Genomic DNA, 13,353 nt, shown 5'->3' with positions numbered 1-13,353 from the left:
GAGGGAATATAAGCTGATCTTGGTATACAAATATGAACTACTCTGAATATTTTTTATATTGCGTGGCTGTGATTGTGATGATTGCAACGCCTGGCCCAGTCATGCTTTTGGTGGCAAGTGCTGGTTTAAAAGGTGGATATAAAAAAGCCCTACAAACGATTTTTGGCACGAATTTGGCCTCATTGGTTCTTATTGTATTTTCTGTATTGATTTTAAAAGGTGCGTTGAATATTAATGAGCAATGGCTCAATGCAATTAAGGTGCTGGGATGTATCTATATTGCTTATATTGGTCTACAGGTTTTAAAAGAAGCACGTGAAGCTCAGCCTGAGCAAAGTCAGGTGGCACTCCCAGATACGCAAGGTGGCTTTAAGCAAGGCTTGCTGGTGGGTATTTCTAATCCTAAAGATATTATTTTCTTTGCATCTTTCTTTCCGCAATTTACAGGTATTACAGCGGATTTAAATTTGAGCCTGAGTATTTTAACCATCAGTTGGATTATTCTAGATTTTGCTACGTTGTCTTTAGTTTATTTAGCTTTTAATCGTTTATCGCGCTCAGCAGTCTATCCAAAATTACTGGGAATCTGTGGCGCCGTACTGGTTGTGGTGGCTTTATACGGCATTTACAGTGCTTTATTTTGAAGGCTGAGCCATCAGTAAATAGATTAATTGAAAGATCAGCGCTTTTTGTTGGTTGCAGGTTTGGGCATTAAAACCATCGACCAATATTGTGCTGATGAGTCCTTCAAGCTGAAGATAAAACAAGGCACTTATTTTCTGCTGCTGAGGAAGGCAGGCAGTTTTGCTTTGAATTAAATCACGGATCCATTGTTTATGTGCCTGAGAAATGGCAAGTATATCTGTGTCTGCAGCATTTGATTCACCCACAGCTCGAACAAATAGACAGCCTTTGAAATGATCTGCTTGAAACCAGTGGATATGCCAGTCATAAATTTTTTCTAAAGCCTCTAGACCTTCAAACTCTTGAATGGCTGTCAGTAAGCTTTGCCTAAAGTGTTCATCTCGCGCTTGCAAAACGCTGTAAACCAGCTGGTGCTTATTTTTAAAATAGGTATACAGCGTAGTTTTAGAACAGCCTGATTCATCTCGAATCAGATCGACACCAACAGCACTAAAACTTTGCTGATTAAACAGCTGTTCTGCAGTATTTAAAATTTTCTGTGCTGATTTAGACATCGCGGTTTTACCTCATCTGAAATAGCATATTTACAAATAGTACAGATCTGTACTATTTTAATTATAGCGCGCGCTGTATCTAATATCAATCAAGAGGAAATCAGCATGAATATATTCGCGGGTAAAGAGAAACTAGCACCTCGACCATCAGGGCAGGCCTTGCTGCGTGGATTTTGTGGGGGAACGCTCAGTATCTTTATTTTGTTGCTGATTGGGCAGTATTCACATCATGCATGGATCATGGCACCTTTTGGTGCGAGCTGTGTACTGTTGTACGCAGCAGTACAGTCGCCATTGGCCCAGCCACGCAATCTTATTTTTGGTCATGTCATTTCTGCGACAATCGGTTTATTTTTTGCTTTATATCTTCCTATTAATATTTTCACAATTGCAATTGCGGTAGGCCTCGCTATTGTTGGTATGCAATATCTACGCTGTGTGCATCCGCCCGCGGGAGCGAATCCATTGGTTATTTTATTAACTGCGAGTAGAACCGCTTATGATTGGAGTTTTTTGCTTTTTCCAGTGCTTTCGGGCGCGGTGAGTTTGGTATTGGTTGCTTATGCTGTAAACAATATTGGCAAAGGAGCAGTGTGGCCTGAATATGGTTTAGGCTTGATGAAAAAGTAGGAAAATAAATTTTGATCTAAAGCTGATCTTGCATATCCATAAAAAATCCCAGCAGGAGAGTTCCAACTGGGATGCATTTTAAACTGCGTATGAATTATAGATTGTGTGCTTGACGATACTGTACCAGTTCTTCAATGTTAATGAGCGTGAGCTTGTGCTCATTCGCATAATCTAAGACTTGCTTGCCTGAGGCCATACTGCCATCTGGATTTGTGACCTCACAGAGTACTCCTGCGGGCTGAAGACCTGCTAAACGGGCAAGATCAATAGAGGCTTCAGTATGACCACGGCGGCTAAGTACGCCACCATCACGTGCACGTAAAGGAAATACATGTCCTGGGCGGTTTAAATCACTTGCTACAGCACCTGTTTTAATTGCCGCATGAATGGTGGTCGTGCGGTCTTGTGCAGAAACACCTGTAGTAACCCCTTGAGCAGCTTCAATTGTGACAGTGAATGCTGTTTTGAATTGGCTAGAGTTGTTTTGCACCATAGGTGGAAGTTCAAGGTGATCTGCGAGTGCATTGGTGAGCGTAAAGCATACAATTCCAGATCCATCACGTATCATACGTGCCATGGTTTCGACATTCAGTGTTTCTGCTGCAACGATAAGGTCGGCTTCATTTTCACGGTCAAAATCATCCATGACTAAAACAGGTTTGCCTTGACGAATATCTTCCAGTGCTTGTAAAACACGCTGTTCTGATGGGGGAAGGGCTTTAAAGAAAATTTCGGGTTGAATTAAATTAGACATTGAAACGCTCGCGTAAGTTTTAAGGTACGGTTGAACATTTCAGGACATGTGAAATAGTGTGGCGTTACGGCATAGCTTGAAAATAGTAAGCTATTAAAATGTGACGTCGTCTTCTTTCATCCGGACTATACCGTCGGCTTTGGAATCTCACCAAATCTGCCATCTCATGCAATGAGATCGGCTCGTGGGCTATGGGGGATTAATATCCAACCAATTACCACCGGTGGGGAATTACACCCCGCCCTGAAGCGATGTCATTTGATTATAAGCCGATTGCGCATAAAGGCCAGCTTTTCTATATGACTAGTCAAGCTATACATATTCAAAATATGGGAAAGTCTTTTGTGAAGCTAGGTTTATAGTGCTTTATCACTGGTATTATTGGGTGTGTCGCTTTAAGCTTTAGCATTAAAATATAGCGTGCTATGCACGTTATTTACGTATGATAAAAATAAAAATGTATATGTAGCACTGAGCTTTTACGGGCCCAAAGATAAAGAAGAAAAGGGTTAAAACAGAAATTATGGAAAATTTACTGAATCGGCAGAGTTTTCAGCATCATTTAGCTGCAATTGGTTTTGGCTTATTGGGCGTGAGCATCCTGTACTTAATTGCAGCCAATTGGTGGATGCTACCTCAGATTATACAACTGGCTTTACCACAAGTATTACTGTTGATTATTGCTGTACTGAGTGTGTATTTTTCTCGTGCGTCTGAAGCGGTGATACAAACGTTACACGCTTTGTGTGGGTTAATGCTCGGTTTGTCTCTTGCAGTGATTGGGCAGGTGTATCAAACAGGAGCAAACAGTTATTTGTTATTTCTGTTGTGGTCTATTTTGTTGCTTCCTTGGTTGTATCGGCAGAATGCAGGGATTTTTATTTTATTGGGTTTGACTGGTTTTTTAGCACTTTACTTGGCCTCGGTACAGTTGGGTTTTCATGATTGGCAGAGTATTGTGCTATTGCAAATTTGGTGGTGTAGCATGTGGTTGCTGGCTTATTGGCAATATCATGCTTTAGAAAAATATACTTTGCTTTGGATTGTGGTCTTATCTGTAGTGAGCATGGTTGGCTTTTTCTATGCAGACCACCTAAGTGCTGCCGTTTTATTGATCAGTGCTTTTGTGCCACTTTCTTTGCTGGCTTGGCAAAGCTACCGCAAGCAAGATACCTTGGCTGTGAGCTTGCTCAGTGCAGGCATAGGTATCAATATTTTAATGTGGGTAGCGTATGGGCTGATTGATCAATTAAATTTAGGTACCTTCGGGTTTTTAATTTTGGTCATTTTGAGTCTTGGAATTTTTTATTTAATTACACGATTTATATTGCAGGTCTTACCAAAATCTTATGTGAGTACTATTCCCTTGGGGATTGGCGCATGGTTAGCAGGCATATTTCTCTCGGCCTTTATTTTTGGCATGGTGCGCTCCGCATGGGGTGCATTGCTGTGTGGCGCTATTGCGTATGTGGTAGTAGTTTTTCAATTCAGAAAGGGAGAGCAAATCGGCCATCATTTTAAAAATCAATTACTGTATTGCTTACTGATTTTTTCACAAGTTGGCATGTATGGTGGGGTACTTGGGCTGACAAAAAATCCTGTGTGGGCAATGCTAGTAATGCCTCCATTGATTCTGGTTAGTTATGTATTATGTCTACGCGCTTGGTTGCTGTGGTTACAGTTGATTTCTTTTTATTCGATGTTATTGCTGTGTTTGAACTTCGCAGTTTATGAATGGCAGATGGGGCAGGAGCTGTTTAGTTGGCTTTGGTATGCCTTGCATTATGTTGTATATAGTTTGGTCGTGGTTGGTTTATTTGTTTTAGATCAAAAATATCAGCGTAGTTTATTGTTTTGGGGTTTAGCAATTTTATTAATTGGCCCAGCATCACTCATGATGGGGCGTGACTTGTTTGCCCCATCAGGCAGTTTAATTACTGTTGAGTGGTGGGCTAAGCTGATCTTTGTAAGTCTATGGTGGCTTGCATTTGCCTATATATATCAACACTTTTGTTCGCAACGATTTACGATTTTTCAGTGGGCGCTGTGGGGGATATTTTCCATAGTTTTATTGGCTTTAGGGTATTTTGAAATTTTTCTGTGCATGTTGATGCTGGCATGGGCGTTGGAGCGCAAAGATCGGCTGATCTATGCATGCAGTATTGTCGTACTATGTCTATTGCTTACTCATTTATATTATTTCTTAGGGCTGAGCTTTTTGGTGAAAAGTCTGAGCATTTTTATTTCTGGTCTCGCTGTATTGTTATTGGCTTATTTGGTGCGCCGTAATCAGTTGCCAAATACTCAGCAGGAGCAGATATGAAAAAAATAATTCCGATCTTGTTGACCATCTTAAGTCTGATTTTATTTGAAACCTTAATTGCAAAGAATGAGCAACATTTAGCAACAGGTCAAAGCATTTATGTTTCTTTGGCACCAGCTGACCCGCGTGCATTGCTTCAAGGGGATTATATGGCGCTCCGTTATAACTTAAATTTTGTGGGTGCTATAGTGCAAGCCCCCTGGGGTGCATTGCCTTTGGCTTATGTGCTGGTTGACTCACAAGGGCGTGTTTTAAAAACCAGCTTTAAACAAGATATATTGCTGGGGCAGGGCCGTGTTTATCCTTTACAGCTCAAAATAGGGCATGGTGAGCGCCCATTTCCAGCATCAGACAGCTACTTTTTTGCAGAGGGTTTAGCAGGTTGTTATGAACAAGCACGGTTCGCCTTATTTAAAGTGTCGGCTGAGGGTAAACCATTACTGGCGGATTTGGTGAATGAGCAATTGCAACCACTGCATTGTGAAGCACAACAAAAATGGCAAGAGGGTACTGAAAAACCAGTGAGTTAAATAAAATTAATGGTTTTTTTTGAGTCGTTGTGAGCAAGCGTGATGCAATTAATTATGAGTGTTTAGGTATAAAAAAACCCGCAGTTTACGGGTTTTTTAAAATCTTGGACTTTTAAGCCACTTGAACTGGAATACAGTTAGCTGTGTGGTTTACAGTATTGTTTGGGTTTGCATATACCAAACGAGGTTTATGAGCATTTGCTTCAGCTTCAGTGAAATCACCAAATGTTGCAATAATCATTAGGTCGCCAACGTCAGCTTGAAGTGCTGCACCACCATTGACAGAAATGATGCCTGAACCTTCTTCGCCACGAATTGCATACGTTGTAAAACGCTTACCATTAGTCACGTTCCACATGTGAATTTCTTCATATTCGCGGATACCGGCTAAATCCAAAAGAATGCCATCGATCGCACAAGAACCTTCATAATGTAATTCTGCTTGTGTTACGACACAACGGTGGATTTTTGCTTTTAATAAACGAGATAGCATGGCTAGCGTCTCCTTAGTGGACCTAAGATTTTGATCTTATGGTTAAATCAGTTTTCTACTTACAGATTACGTTCAGCAAGCAAGCGCATTTTGCTCTGAAATGAGCAACATGGCAAGAAACATTGTTCAACAATTTATGGATTGATCAGTTCTATTTGTAAGCATTGATTTGGTTCATGGCTTGTTGTATGTCTCCGTTTATCAGTAGTTTGCTACGTGATAAAGCATGAGCAATAGCATCATCCATTAAACCTTGTTCACTGCTAGGGGCTTTACCCAATACATGTCCAGATACACGGTCTTTAGAACCTGGGTGACCAATACCAATGCGTAAGCGATGGAAATTAGGACCTGTATGCGGAACGATATCACGTAAACCATTATGACCACCGTGACCACCACCTGTTTTAAGGCGAATGACACCTGGATTCATGTCCAGTTCATCGTGTGCAATGAGCATTGCTTCAGGAGCAATTTGATAGAATTTTGCGAAGGGAACAACACTTTTACCAGAAAGGTTCATAAAGGTTGTAGGTAATAACAGACGAACGTCCTGACCTTCAATATTACCGCGACCACTAATTCCGTGAAATTTTGGGTCTGCTTTGAGCGAGATACCATAAGCTTCGGCTAAACGTTCTACGAACCAAAAGCCAGCATTATGGCGGGTTTGGGCATACTCAGAACCTGGGTTACCCAAACCTACAATCAGTGAAATATTTGACACTAATTTACACCATTAACACTTATGCGCGTTTGAAGTCAGCGTGCATAGGAGTGTTTTTAGACGGGTGACGTTGTAAAGCTTGGATTTTAACGCTTTCAACTTTACCGTCGATGTTGATTTCTACAGTTTCTTCAAAGAAAGCTTTGTTTTCTAAAGCTTTAACAAGCTCACGAAGCTCTAAAGTTACTGCTACAGGAGCTGCTTCGCCACCGTAGATGATTGCTGGAACTTTAGCTTGAAGACGAAGGCGGCGGCTCGAACCTTTCCCTTGTACTGCTTCTTCACGTGCTACTGCATTTAATACGAAGTTTGCCATGATAGACATCCTTAATTTAAGTTTAATTGACTAGACCTTCGACCAGTCTAGTGAGTAAAAGCCCCGCCAAAAGGCAGGGCTTCGGAATTCAGCGCTATATTATAGATAAGAATCAAACATTGCGCTAATAGATTCTTCGTTGTTAATACGACGAATCGTTTCAGCAACCATACTTGCTACTGAAACTTGACGAATCTTGCCAAGAGCTAAAGCTTCTTCTGAAAGAGGAATTGTGTCAGTAACAACAAGTTCATCAATAACAGAGTTCTTTAAGTTCTCAATTGCTTTACCAGACAATACTGGGTGAGTTGCGTATGCAACAACTTTACGCGCACCAAAAGTTTTTAATGCGTCAGCTGCTTTACACAAAGTACCCGCTGTATCTACCATGTCATCAACAATGACACAGTCACGGCCTTTTACATCACCAATCAAATGCATCACTTGTGATTCATTTGCTTTTTGGCGACGTTTATCGATGATTGCAAGATCGATATCACCCATTTGTTTAGCAACAGCACGCGCACGTACTACACCACCAACGTCAGGAGATACAACCATAAGGTTGTCATGTGACTGTTGACGAAGATCAGCTAAAAGAGCAGGTGTACCGTAGATGTTGTCTACAGGAATATCGAAGAAACCTTGGATTTGGTCTGCGTGAAGATCGATCATCACAACACGGTCAATACCTACAGTAGTGAGCATATCTGCTACAACTTTAGCAGTAATAGGCACACGGCTTGAACGAGGACGACGGTCTTGACGAGCATAACCAAAGTAAGGGATTACAGCAGTGATACGGCCAGCGCTCGCACGGCGTAAAGCGTCTGCCATAACCAAGACTTCCATAAGGTTGTCATTTGTTGGGGCACACGTAGGCTGTACGATAAATACGTCTTTACCACGAACATTCTCAGTGATTTCTACAGCAATTTCACCATCAGAAAAGGTAGAAACGGCAGCAGCACCTAGAGGAATATGTAAATGGCTTACGACTTTTTGAGCGAATTGTGGATGCGCAGTTCCACTAAAAACGACAAGATTGGGCATGAAGCACCCTTGGCGGTTGATATATAGGGAAAATAGATGGCAGGGGTAGCTGGATTCGAACCAACGGATGCCGAGATCAAAACCCGGTGCCTTACCACTTGGCGATACCCCTAATGCGGCAGAACTTTAATATTTTTACAGCTTTTTGTCAAGATTATTTAACATCGAAGCTACAAAAGAATGTTCTGTCTTTTTTGAGAAAATGGCAGGGGTAGCTGGATTCGAACCAACGGATGCCGAGATCAAAACCCGGTGCCTTACCACTTGGCGATACCCCTAATTTGATGACTGTAAGATGGCAGGGGTAGCTGGATTCGAACCAACGGATGCCGAGATCAAAACCCGGTGCCTTACCACTTGGCGATACCCCTAATACAGTACATCTACAGGTGAATTAAATGGCAGGGGTAGCTGGATTCGAACCAACGGATGCCGAGATCAAAACCCGGTGCCTTACCACTTGGCGATACCCCTAACACACCTTGAATTTGCGTAATGGCGATTCTTGTAAACTATTGACCAAGTAAGCTTTACATGGTGAATTTTCAAGAATGTCATTTACATTCAAATTTTCGGTTAACTCAATAAACACACAAGCACCTGTACCTGTAAGTTTTGCAGTACCGAACTGATCTAAGTATTGCATTGCTTCATCTACTTCTGGATATAAACTTCTTGCCAGTGGCTCAAAGTTATTGCCGAAACTCGATGGCGTTAACTGATAGGCGCAAAATTTAGAGGGCTTTGAGTTTCTTGTCAACGTTTTTTGTGAAAAAAGTAGTTGAGTGCTGATAAAACAGTCAGGTTTGAGCACAATGAACTTTTTTTGAGCTAAATCTATGAATGTTAAGTGTTCACCGATGCCTTCAGCCCATGCATTTTGACCGTGTACAAAGATTGGAACGTCTGCACCCAATTGAACGCCGAGTGCTGCGAGTTGTTCAATTGTTAGCCCGCACTGCCAGAGTTGATTCAAAATAAGCAGTGTAGTGGCCGCATTAGATGACCCACCGCCCAGACCTGCACCCATTGGAATATGCTTTTCGATGCTTATTTTTAAGCCAGTCGGTGTTTTTGCATACGGTTTTAGGATTTGTGCGGCTTTGTAAATCAAGTTTTGTTCTAATTCAACCGAACCAATGCCATCAATTTCGATGTTCTCTGAATTTGTTTGTTTAAAATCTATCCAGTCGTATAAATCGATTAGCTGAAAAATGCTCTGCAATTCGTGGTAACCATTTTCACGGCGCCCCGTAATGTGCAAAAACAAATTTAATTTGGCTGGGGACGGAACTCGAATTACATTCACGATCGTTTTTTCCTAAAGCTTTGTGCTTATAAATGCATCATATATAGGCTGGCATTATAGTCGAATATTGTTTTGTGTTGATTGCAATTTGAAATTGTGAGGGATGTGCTTAGTTTGAAAAAAAATAAGTGATGGAATTTTGCTCGAAAGAAATGGGCATGAGTTGTTTAGTACTTTGCTTGTTTGTGCTTGTTTTAGGTTGAGCAAATTAAAAAAAGCTCATGATGTATTCATTTGCTGTTTTATTATCAAAATAAAAGATTAGCCACTGGTTATAGCCAAGCACTTGTTGATTGGGCTTGGCTATACCTTAACTCTGGTGTTTAACGATTTTGAATTACCATGGTAATGCGGTTTTCTTTACCCGATTCGAGGGCTTGTTTCAAAATCAATTTATTTGGCAAGGTTGCATGTTCTGCATAGCTTAAGTCAACATTCCAGTCATCTTCAATAATTTGAGTTATGCGTTGCTGTTCATCTTTGTTTAGTTGGGCAGATGCTGTCGCGGGTTTTGCTTGTACCCATTTGATTAAATGTGTAATAGGTGCATGCCATCCTGTTGCGCGTTCGAGTAGCTCTTCGGGGCTATCTGCGTGGATTTCACCAGTTTTAGCACTGTTAAGCGTTACTTGGCCTGTGTGGCCTGTAATTTGCGTTTTACCCACGCCTAAGATGCCACTTAGCTCGATATCAAATTTATCTTGTTGCTGTTGCCACGTAAAAAATGCACTACCAGATTGTTGTGGTGTACGTACACCAATTTTTCCTTGTAGGGCAAACTGATCTTTAGCTACGTTTTGCGTTTGGGTTTCTTCAGGCGCGGTTGGTTGGATAGCTTGTGGGGGAAGCTGTGGTTTACTAAATTGTTGGCAACCTGTCAAAGCCAAAGTACTGCATGCAAAAAAGGGAAGGGTGTATTTGGACAGTTGGCGCATCATGCGGGTTTAACTCTTTTTAATATATTGAGGTAACAATAGCGAATTTAATTGATCTAATTGCGGATCATTTGGGTATTTTTGTTGCAGTTGCTGTAACACTTGGTTGAATTTATTCATATCACCTTGCATAAAAATAGCACGAGCATAGCGTGTGCCAATATTGACGCTATGGCTTAAGTTGTAAGCTTTTTCGAGCACTTGTGCAGAGGTGATAAAGTCATTTTGTAAAAAGCAAATATAGCCCAATGTATCTAAAATAGATGCTTGTTCTGGTGCATATTCCAGCGCATGTTCGACATAACTACGCGCTTCATCTAAGCGTCTATTTTGCATTGCCAAGGTGTAGGCATAAGCATTGAGATAGGTTGGGCTATTGGGTTCTAATCTGAGTAGTTTTTTGAGTAAGTTGTCGAGTTTTTCCCGATCTTGAAAAGGATCAAGCATCAGCACTTCGGCATAAATCAGCTCTGGATCATCAGGCAAGTTTTTAACGGCTTCATCTAATAAGCGCACAGCTGCTTTTTTATTGTTCATTCGCTTTAAAATATCAGCCTGAGCAAGATATAAAAAGCTGGCATGCTGGGGGTAGTTCACACGCTCTTGGGTTAAAAATCGTAGTGCATCGTTAAGTTTGTCTTGTTCAGCAAATATATGAATCATATTGCGACGTGAAACCGTATATAAACTGCCGTCTACTAAGCGATAGTAGGCTTTAGCAGTTTCAAAGTGTTGTTTTCGCTCAGCATTGACTGCAAGATAATAGTAGGCTTCATTTTGATATTGTGCTGAATAACGTAGTTCGACCAAATATTTTTCGGCCTGTTCATAATGCTCTAAATCAATACTGGTTAAGCCTGCAATAAAAAGTGCCTCATCGGTTTTTGGCCATTTCTTGAGTAAATCTTCTAGTTTGCTCAGGGCTAATTCTGATCGATTGATATTGATTAAATACTTTGCTTCCGCAAGGCGAATATCGATATTGTTGCGATGCTTATGACTGGCTTTAGCATACCAATTGACGGTGTCATCCACATTGCCTAAGGCATTTAAAATATTGGCTTTTAATAAAATATAACTGGTGACTTTAGGGCGCTTATTGAGTGCAAGATTAATAGTGCTGAGGGCATTCTCTAGCTGGTTGTTTTGAGCTTCTAAGCCTGCAATAAGTACCAAAATAGATGGGTTGGAACTCTCTTTGCTTGCCCTTAATGCGCGAATTAAAAAGTCACGATCTTCCTCAGACTCAGGAGAAATTCCAGTTAAAATTTGAGCTAAATCAGCATTTGGATCAATATTTAATATCTTATTTAAGGTATCTGCAGCCAAATCATATTCATGTGTTTTGAGGGCAATATGCGCCAAGTAGAACATGGCTGGCACATCTTCAGGTTCTTGTACCACCCAAAATGTTGCGATGTCTAAAGCCGCACGTAGATCATTTTGTTCAATTGCAATATTTAATGCGCGTTGTTTAACCGTTGTTGAATTGCTTTTTATGGCCAAAACAGTGTAATTATGAACTGCGGTAGGAATATCGTCATAAGCCAGTGCAAACTCAGCAATCATGCTTTGCTTGAGTGCATCATAATTTGAATTTGCATGGTAAAATTCTCCAGATGCTCGAATTTGAGCACTAGAAGCCATGCTACCAAGTAACAAGAATGTGGTAGAATACTGCTTTATTGTCACGCCGCTAATTCGGTTATTTGTTTGACGCAATTTTTCTTGATCCAAGTAATGCTTTTTATGACACCGATGTTGCACAATAGCATAAATTTAGCGAAATGATGACCTGATATGTCTTTCTTTGCATTAGGTGTCAATCATCAAACCGCCTCTGTAGAGCTACGCGAACAGATTGCATTTAACCCAGAAAAGTTAAGTGCTTTACTCGCGGAGCAGAGTCAGTGTGCCGATTTAAACGACATGGTTGTGGTCTCGACTTGTAATCGGACTGAAGTCTATGCGATGTCTGAAAATGCAGACATGGTGATGAATTGGCTCGCACAATCAAATGGTTTAGATGTTCGGCAGTTAAGCAATCATGTTTATCGCTATGAAAATGCCAATGCGGTAACACATCTGATGCGTGTGGCAAGTGGTCTTGATTCATTGATGTTGGGCGAGCCACAAATTTTGGGTCAAGTCAAAACAGCATTGTCTTTGGCCAAAGATGCTTCTACCGTTTCACCAAATTTAAACCGTATCTTTGAATATGCCTTTTATGCAGCCAAGCGTGTACGCTCGGAAACTGCTGTAGGTAGTCATGCTGTATCAATGGGATATGCTGTAGCGCAACTGGCGTTGCAGGTGTTTAGTAAGCCTGAACAGCTGACCGTCATGGTGGTGGCTGCTGGCGAAATGAATAGCTTAGTGGCAAAGCATTTGGCTGAAATGGGTGTGGGTAAAATCATTATCTGTAACCGCACTCGCAGTCGTGCCGAAGCATTAGCACAAGAAATCGCACATCGTGTTGATGTAGAAATTATCGAATTTTCTCAGTTAGCAGAAAATCTGCACCGTGCAGATGTGATTTCGAGCTGTACGGGGAGTTTGCATCAGGTCATTCATTTTGCAGATGTAAAAGCAGCACTCAAAAAGCGCCGTTATAAGCAGATGTTATTGGTTGATTTAGCTGTACCACGTGATATTGAACCTAAAGTTGAAACACTAGATGGCGTGTATTTGTACGGTGTAGATGACTTACAGTCTGTAATCGATGAAAACCTTGCACAGCGTCGCCAAGCTGCAGTAGAAGCAGAGGTGATGGTCAATCAATTGGCCACAGAATTAATTACACAGCAAAAAGTGAATCTTGCGGGTGAGACAATTCATGCTTATCGTCAGCAGGGGCAAGAGTTGGGTCAAGCAGAGCTGAGCTTGGCATTGGCACGTTTGCAAAAAGGTGAAGATGCGAGCAAGGTGGTAGAAGAGCTAACGCATCGACTTACTCAAAAGCTACTCCATCCGACATCTGTATTATTGCGTCATGCAGCAGCATCAGAAGATCCAGCATATTTTGAAATGCTTCAGCAAGATTTAATTGAAACAGCAGAAAAGCGTCGTAAACCTAAAAAGTAA

General features: G+C 41.2%; 14 protein-coding genes, 4 tRNA genes and 1 riboswitch. Of the genes, 5 read left to right on the top strand and 13 right to left on the bottom strand.

Annotated elements, in window-relative coordinates; all coding sequences use genetic code 11:
• The first annotated feature begins 32 nt into the window (after positions 1–32).
• Positions 33–644 (top strand): LysE family translocator, encoded by a 612-nt coding sequence (locus tag C9E88_RS16550; RefSeq protein WP_106984510.1) that lies wholly within the window; start codon positions 33–35, stop codon positions 642–644.
• On the opposite strand, the gene C9E88_RS16545 is transcribed toward C9E88_RS16550, so the two are convergent.
• Positions 636–1,199: a TetR/AcrR family transcriptional regulator gene (locus C9E88_RS16545; protein WP_106984511.1), complete on the bottom strand. Its 564-nt coding sequence runs from the start codon at positions 1,197–1,199 to the stop codon at positions 636–638. The genes C9E88_RS16550 and C9E88_RS16545 overlap by 9 nt on opposite strands.
• Positions 1,200–1,304: 105 nt before the next feature.
• Here C9E88_RS16545 and C9E88_RS16540 point away from each other — a divergent pair, with 105 nt between their 5' ends.
• On the top strand, positions 1,305–1,829 hold the full coding sequence (locus C9E88_RS16540) for an HPP family protein (RefSeq protein ID WP_106984512.1): 525 nt from the start codon (positions 1,305–1,307) through the stop codon (positions 1,827–1,829).
• 94 nt (positions 1,830–1,923) lie between these two features.
• Here C9E88_RS16540 and ribB read toward each other — a convergent pair whose 3' ends face one another.
• Entirely contained in the window at positions 1,924–2,583 is a 660-nt protein-coding gene (gene ribB, locus C9E88_RS16535; protein ID WP_106984513.1) for a 3,4-dihydroxy-2-butanone-4-phosphate synthase, read from the bottom strand.
• A gap of 104 nt (positions 2,584–2,687) precedes the next feature.
• Positions 2,688–2,837, bottom strand: a riboswitch (FMN riboswitch).
• 269 nt (positions 2,838–3,106) lie between these two features.
• Between ribB and C9E88_RS16530 the strand changes: the two genes are divergently transcribed.
• Both C9E88_RS16530 and C9E88_RS16525 read left to right on the top strand, forming a co-directional pair.
• The gene (locus C9E88_RS16530) at positions 3,107–4,906 is read left to right on the top strand and encodes a DUF2157 domain-containing protein (protein ID WP_106984514.1); all 1,800 of its coding nucleotides are present in this window, start codon (positions 3,107–3,109) and stop codon (positions 4,904–4,906) included.
• Entirely contained in the window at positions 4,903–5,436 is a 534-nt protein-coding gene (locus C9E88_RS16525; protein ID WP_106984515.1) for a GDYXXLXY domain-containing protein, read from the top strand. Before C9E88_RS16530 ends, C9E88_RS16525 begins: the two co-directional genes overlap by 4 nt.
• Before the next feature lie 112 nt (positions 5,437–5,548).
• Here C9E88_RS16525 and panD read toward each other — a convergent pair whose 3' ends face one another.
• The 11 genes from panD to C9E88_RS16470 form a co-directional block, all read right to left on the bottom strand.
• Complete coding sequence (panD, locus tag C9E88_RS16520) at positions 5,549–5,929, bottom strand: aspartate 1-decarboxylase (protein ID WP_067668515.1); 381 nt, start codon at positions 5,927–5,929, stop codon at positions 5,549–5,551.
• Positions 5,930–6,080: 151 nt separating this feature from the next.
• Positions 6,081–6,656 (bottom strand): aminoacyl-tRNA hydrolase, encoded by a 576-nt coding sequence (pth, locus tag C9E88_RS16515; protein WP_106984516.1) that lies wholly within the window; start codon positions 6,654–6,656, stop codon positions 6,081–6,083.
• 19 nt (positions 6,657–6,675) lie between these two features.
• Entirely contained in the window at positions 6,676–6,972 is a 297-nt protein-coding gene (gene rplY / locus C9E88_RS16510) for a 50S ribosomal protein L25 (RefSeq protein WP_106984517.1), read from the bottom strand.
• Positions 6,973–7,071: 99 nt separating this feature from the next.
• A complete protein-coding gene (locus C9E88_RS16505; RefSeq protein WP_106984518.1) occupies positions 7,072–8,025 on the bottom strand; it encodes a ribose-phosphate pyrophosphokinase in 954 nt (317 codons plus the stop codon).
• Positions 8,026–8,062: 37 nt separating this feature from the next.
• Positions 8,063–8,137 (bottom strand) — tRNA-Gln (locus C9E88_RS16500).
• Positions 8,138–8,228: 91 nt separating this feature from the next.
• A tRNA-Gln gene (locus tag C9E88_RS16495) sits at positions 8,229–8,303 on the bottom strand.
• A gap of 18 nt (positions 8,304–8,321) precedes the next feature.
• Positions 8,322–8,396: transfer RNA gene (locus C9E88_RS16490), tRNA-Gln, on the bottom strand.
• Positions 8,397–8,424: 28 nt separating this feature from the next.
• Positions 8,425–8,499, bottom strand: a tRNA-Gln gene (locus C9E88_RS16485).
• The gene (ispE, locus tag C9E88_RS16480) at positions 8,498–9,334 is read right to left on the bottom strand and encodes a 4-(cytidine 5'-diphospho)-2-C-methyl-D-erythritol kinase (RefSeq protein ID WP_106984519.1); all 837 of its coding nucleotides are present in this window, start codon (positions 9,332–9,334) and stop codon (positions 8,498–8,500) included. Before ispE ends, C9E88_RS16485 begins: the two co-directional genes overlap by 2 nt.
• Positions 9,335–9,657: 323 nt before the next feature.
• Positions 9,658–10,269: a lipoprotein insertase outer membrane protein LolB gene (gene lolB, locus C9E88_RS16475; protein ID WP_106984558.1), complete on the bottom strand. Its 612-nt coding sequence runs from the start codon at positions 10,267–10,269 to the stop codon at positions 9,658–9,660.
• Between the two features lie 9 nt (positions 10,270–10,278).
• Positions 10,279–11,991 carry a tetratricopeptide repeat protein gene (locus C9E88_RS16470; RefSeq protein WP_106984559.1) on the bottom strand — a complete coding sequence of 571 codons (1,713 nt, stop codon included), beginning with the start codon at positions 11,989–11,991 and terminating at the stop codon, positions 10,279–10,281.
• Between the two features lie 78 nt (positions 11,992–12,069).
• Between C9E88_RS16470 and hemA the strand changes: the two genes are divergently transcribed.
• Positions 12,070–13,353, top strand: coding sequence for a glutamyl-tRNA reductase (gene hemA / locus C9E88_RS16465; RefSeq protein ID WP_106984520.1), 1,284 nt, complete (start codon positions 12,070–12,072; stop codon positions 13,351–13,353).

Origin of the sequence: Acinetobacter cumulans, assembly GCF_003024525.3 — a bacterium.
Lineage (GTDB): Bacteria > Pseudomonadota > Gammaproteobacteria > Pseudomonadales > Moraxellaceae > Acinetobacter > Acinetobacter cumulans.
The sequence above is the reverse complement of the archived record's forward strand: the minus strand, read 5'-3'. Positions and strand labels throughout refer to the sequence as shown.

Coding starts and splice junctions, on each gene's coding strand:
- C9E88_RS16550 (WP_106984510.1), top strand. CDS start 33: ATGAACTACTCTGAATATTTTTTATATTGCGTGGCTGTGATTGTGATG.
- C9E88_RS16545 (WP_106984511.1), bottom strand. CDS start 1,199: ATGTCTAAATCAGCACAGAAAATTTTAAATACTGCAGAACAGCTGTTT.
- C9E88_RS16540 (WP_106984512.1), top strand. CDS start 1,305: ATGAATATATTCGCGGGTAAAGAGAAACTAGCACCTCGACCATCAGGG.
- ribB (WP_106984513.1), bottom strand. CDS start 2,583: ATGTCTAATTTAATTCAACCCGAAATTTTCTTTAAAGCCCTTCCCCCA.
- C9E88_RS16530 (WP_106984514.1), top strand. CDS start 3,107: ATGGAAAATTTACTGAATCGGCAGAGTTTTCAGCATCATTTAGCTGCA.
- C9E88_RS16525 (WP_106984515.1), top strand. CDS start 4,903: ATGAAAAAAATAATTCCGATCTTGTTGACCATCTTAAGTCTGATTTTA.
- panD (WP_067668515.1), bottom strand. CDS start 5,929: ATGCTATCTCGTTTATTAAAAGCAAAAATCCACCGTTGTGTCGTAACA.
- rplY (WP_106984517.1), bottom strand. CDS start 6,972: ATGGCAAACTTCGTATTAAATGCAGTAGCACGTGAAGAAGCAGTACAA.
- C9E88_RS16505 (WP_106984518.1), bottom strand. CDS start 8,025: ATGCCCAATCTTGTCGTTTTTAGTGGAACTGCGCATCCACAATTCGCT.
- lolB (WP_106984558.1), bottom strand. CDS start 10,269: ATGCGCCAACTGTCCAAATACACCCTTCCCTTTTTTGCATGCAGTACT.
- hemA (WP_106984520.1), top strand. CDS start 12,070: ATGTCTTTCTTTGCATTAGGTGTCAATCATCAAACCGCCTCTGTAGAG.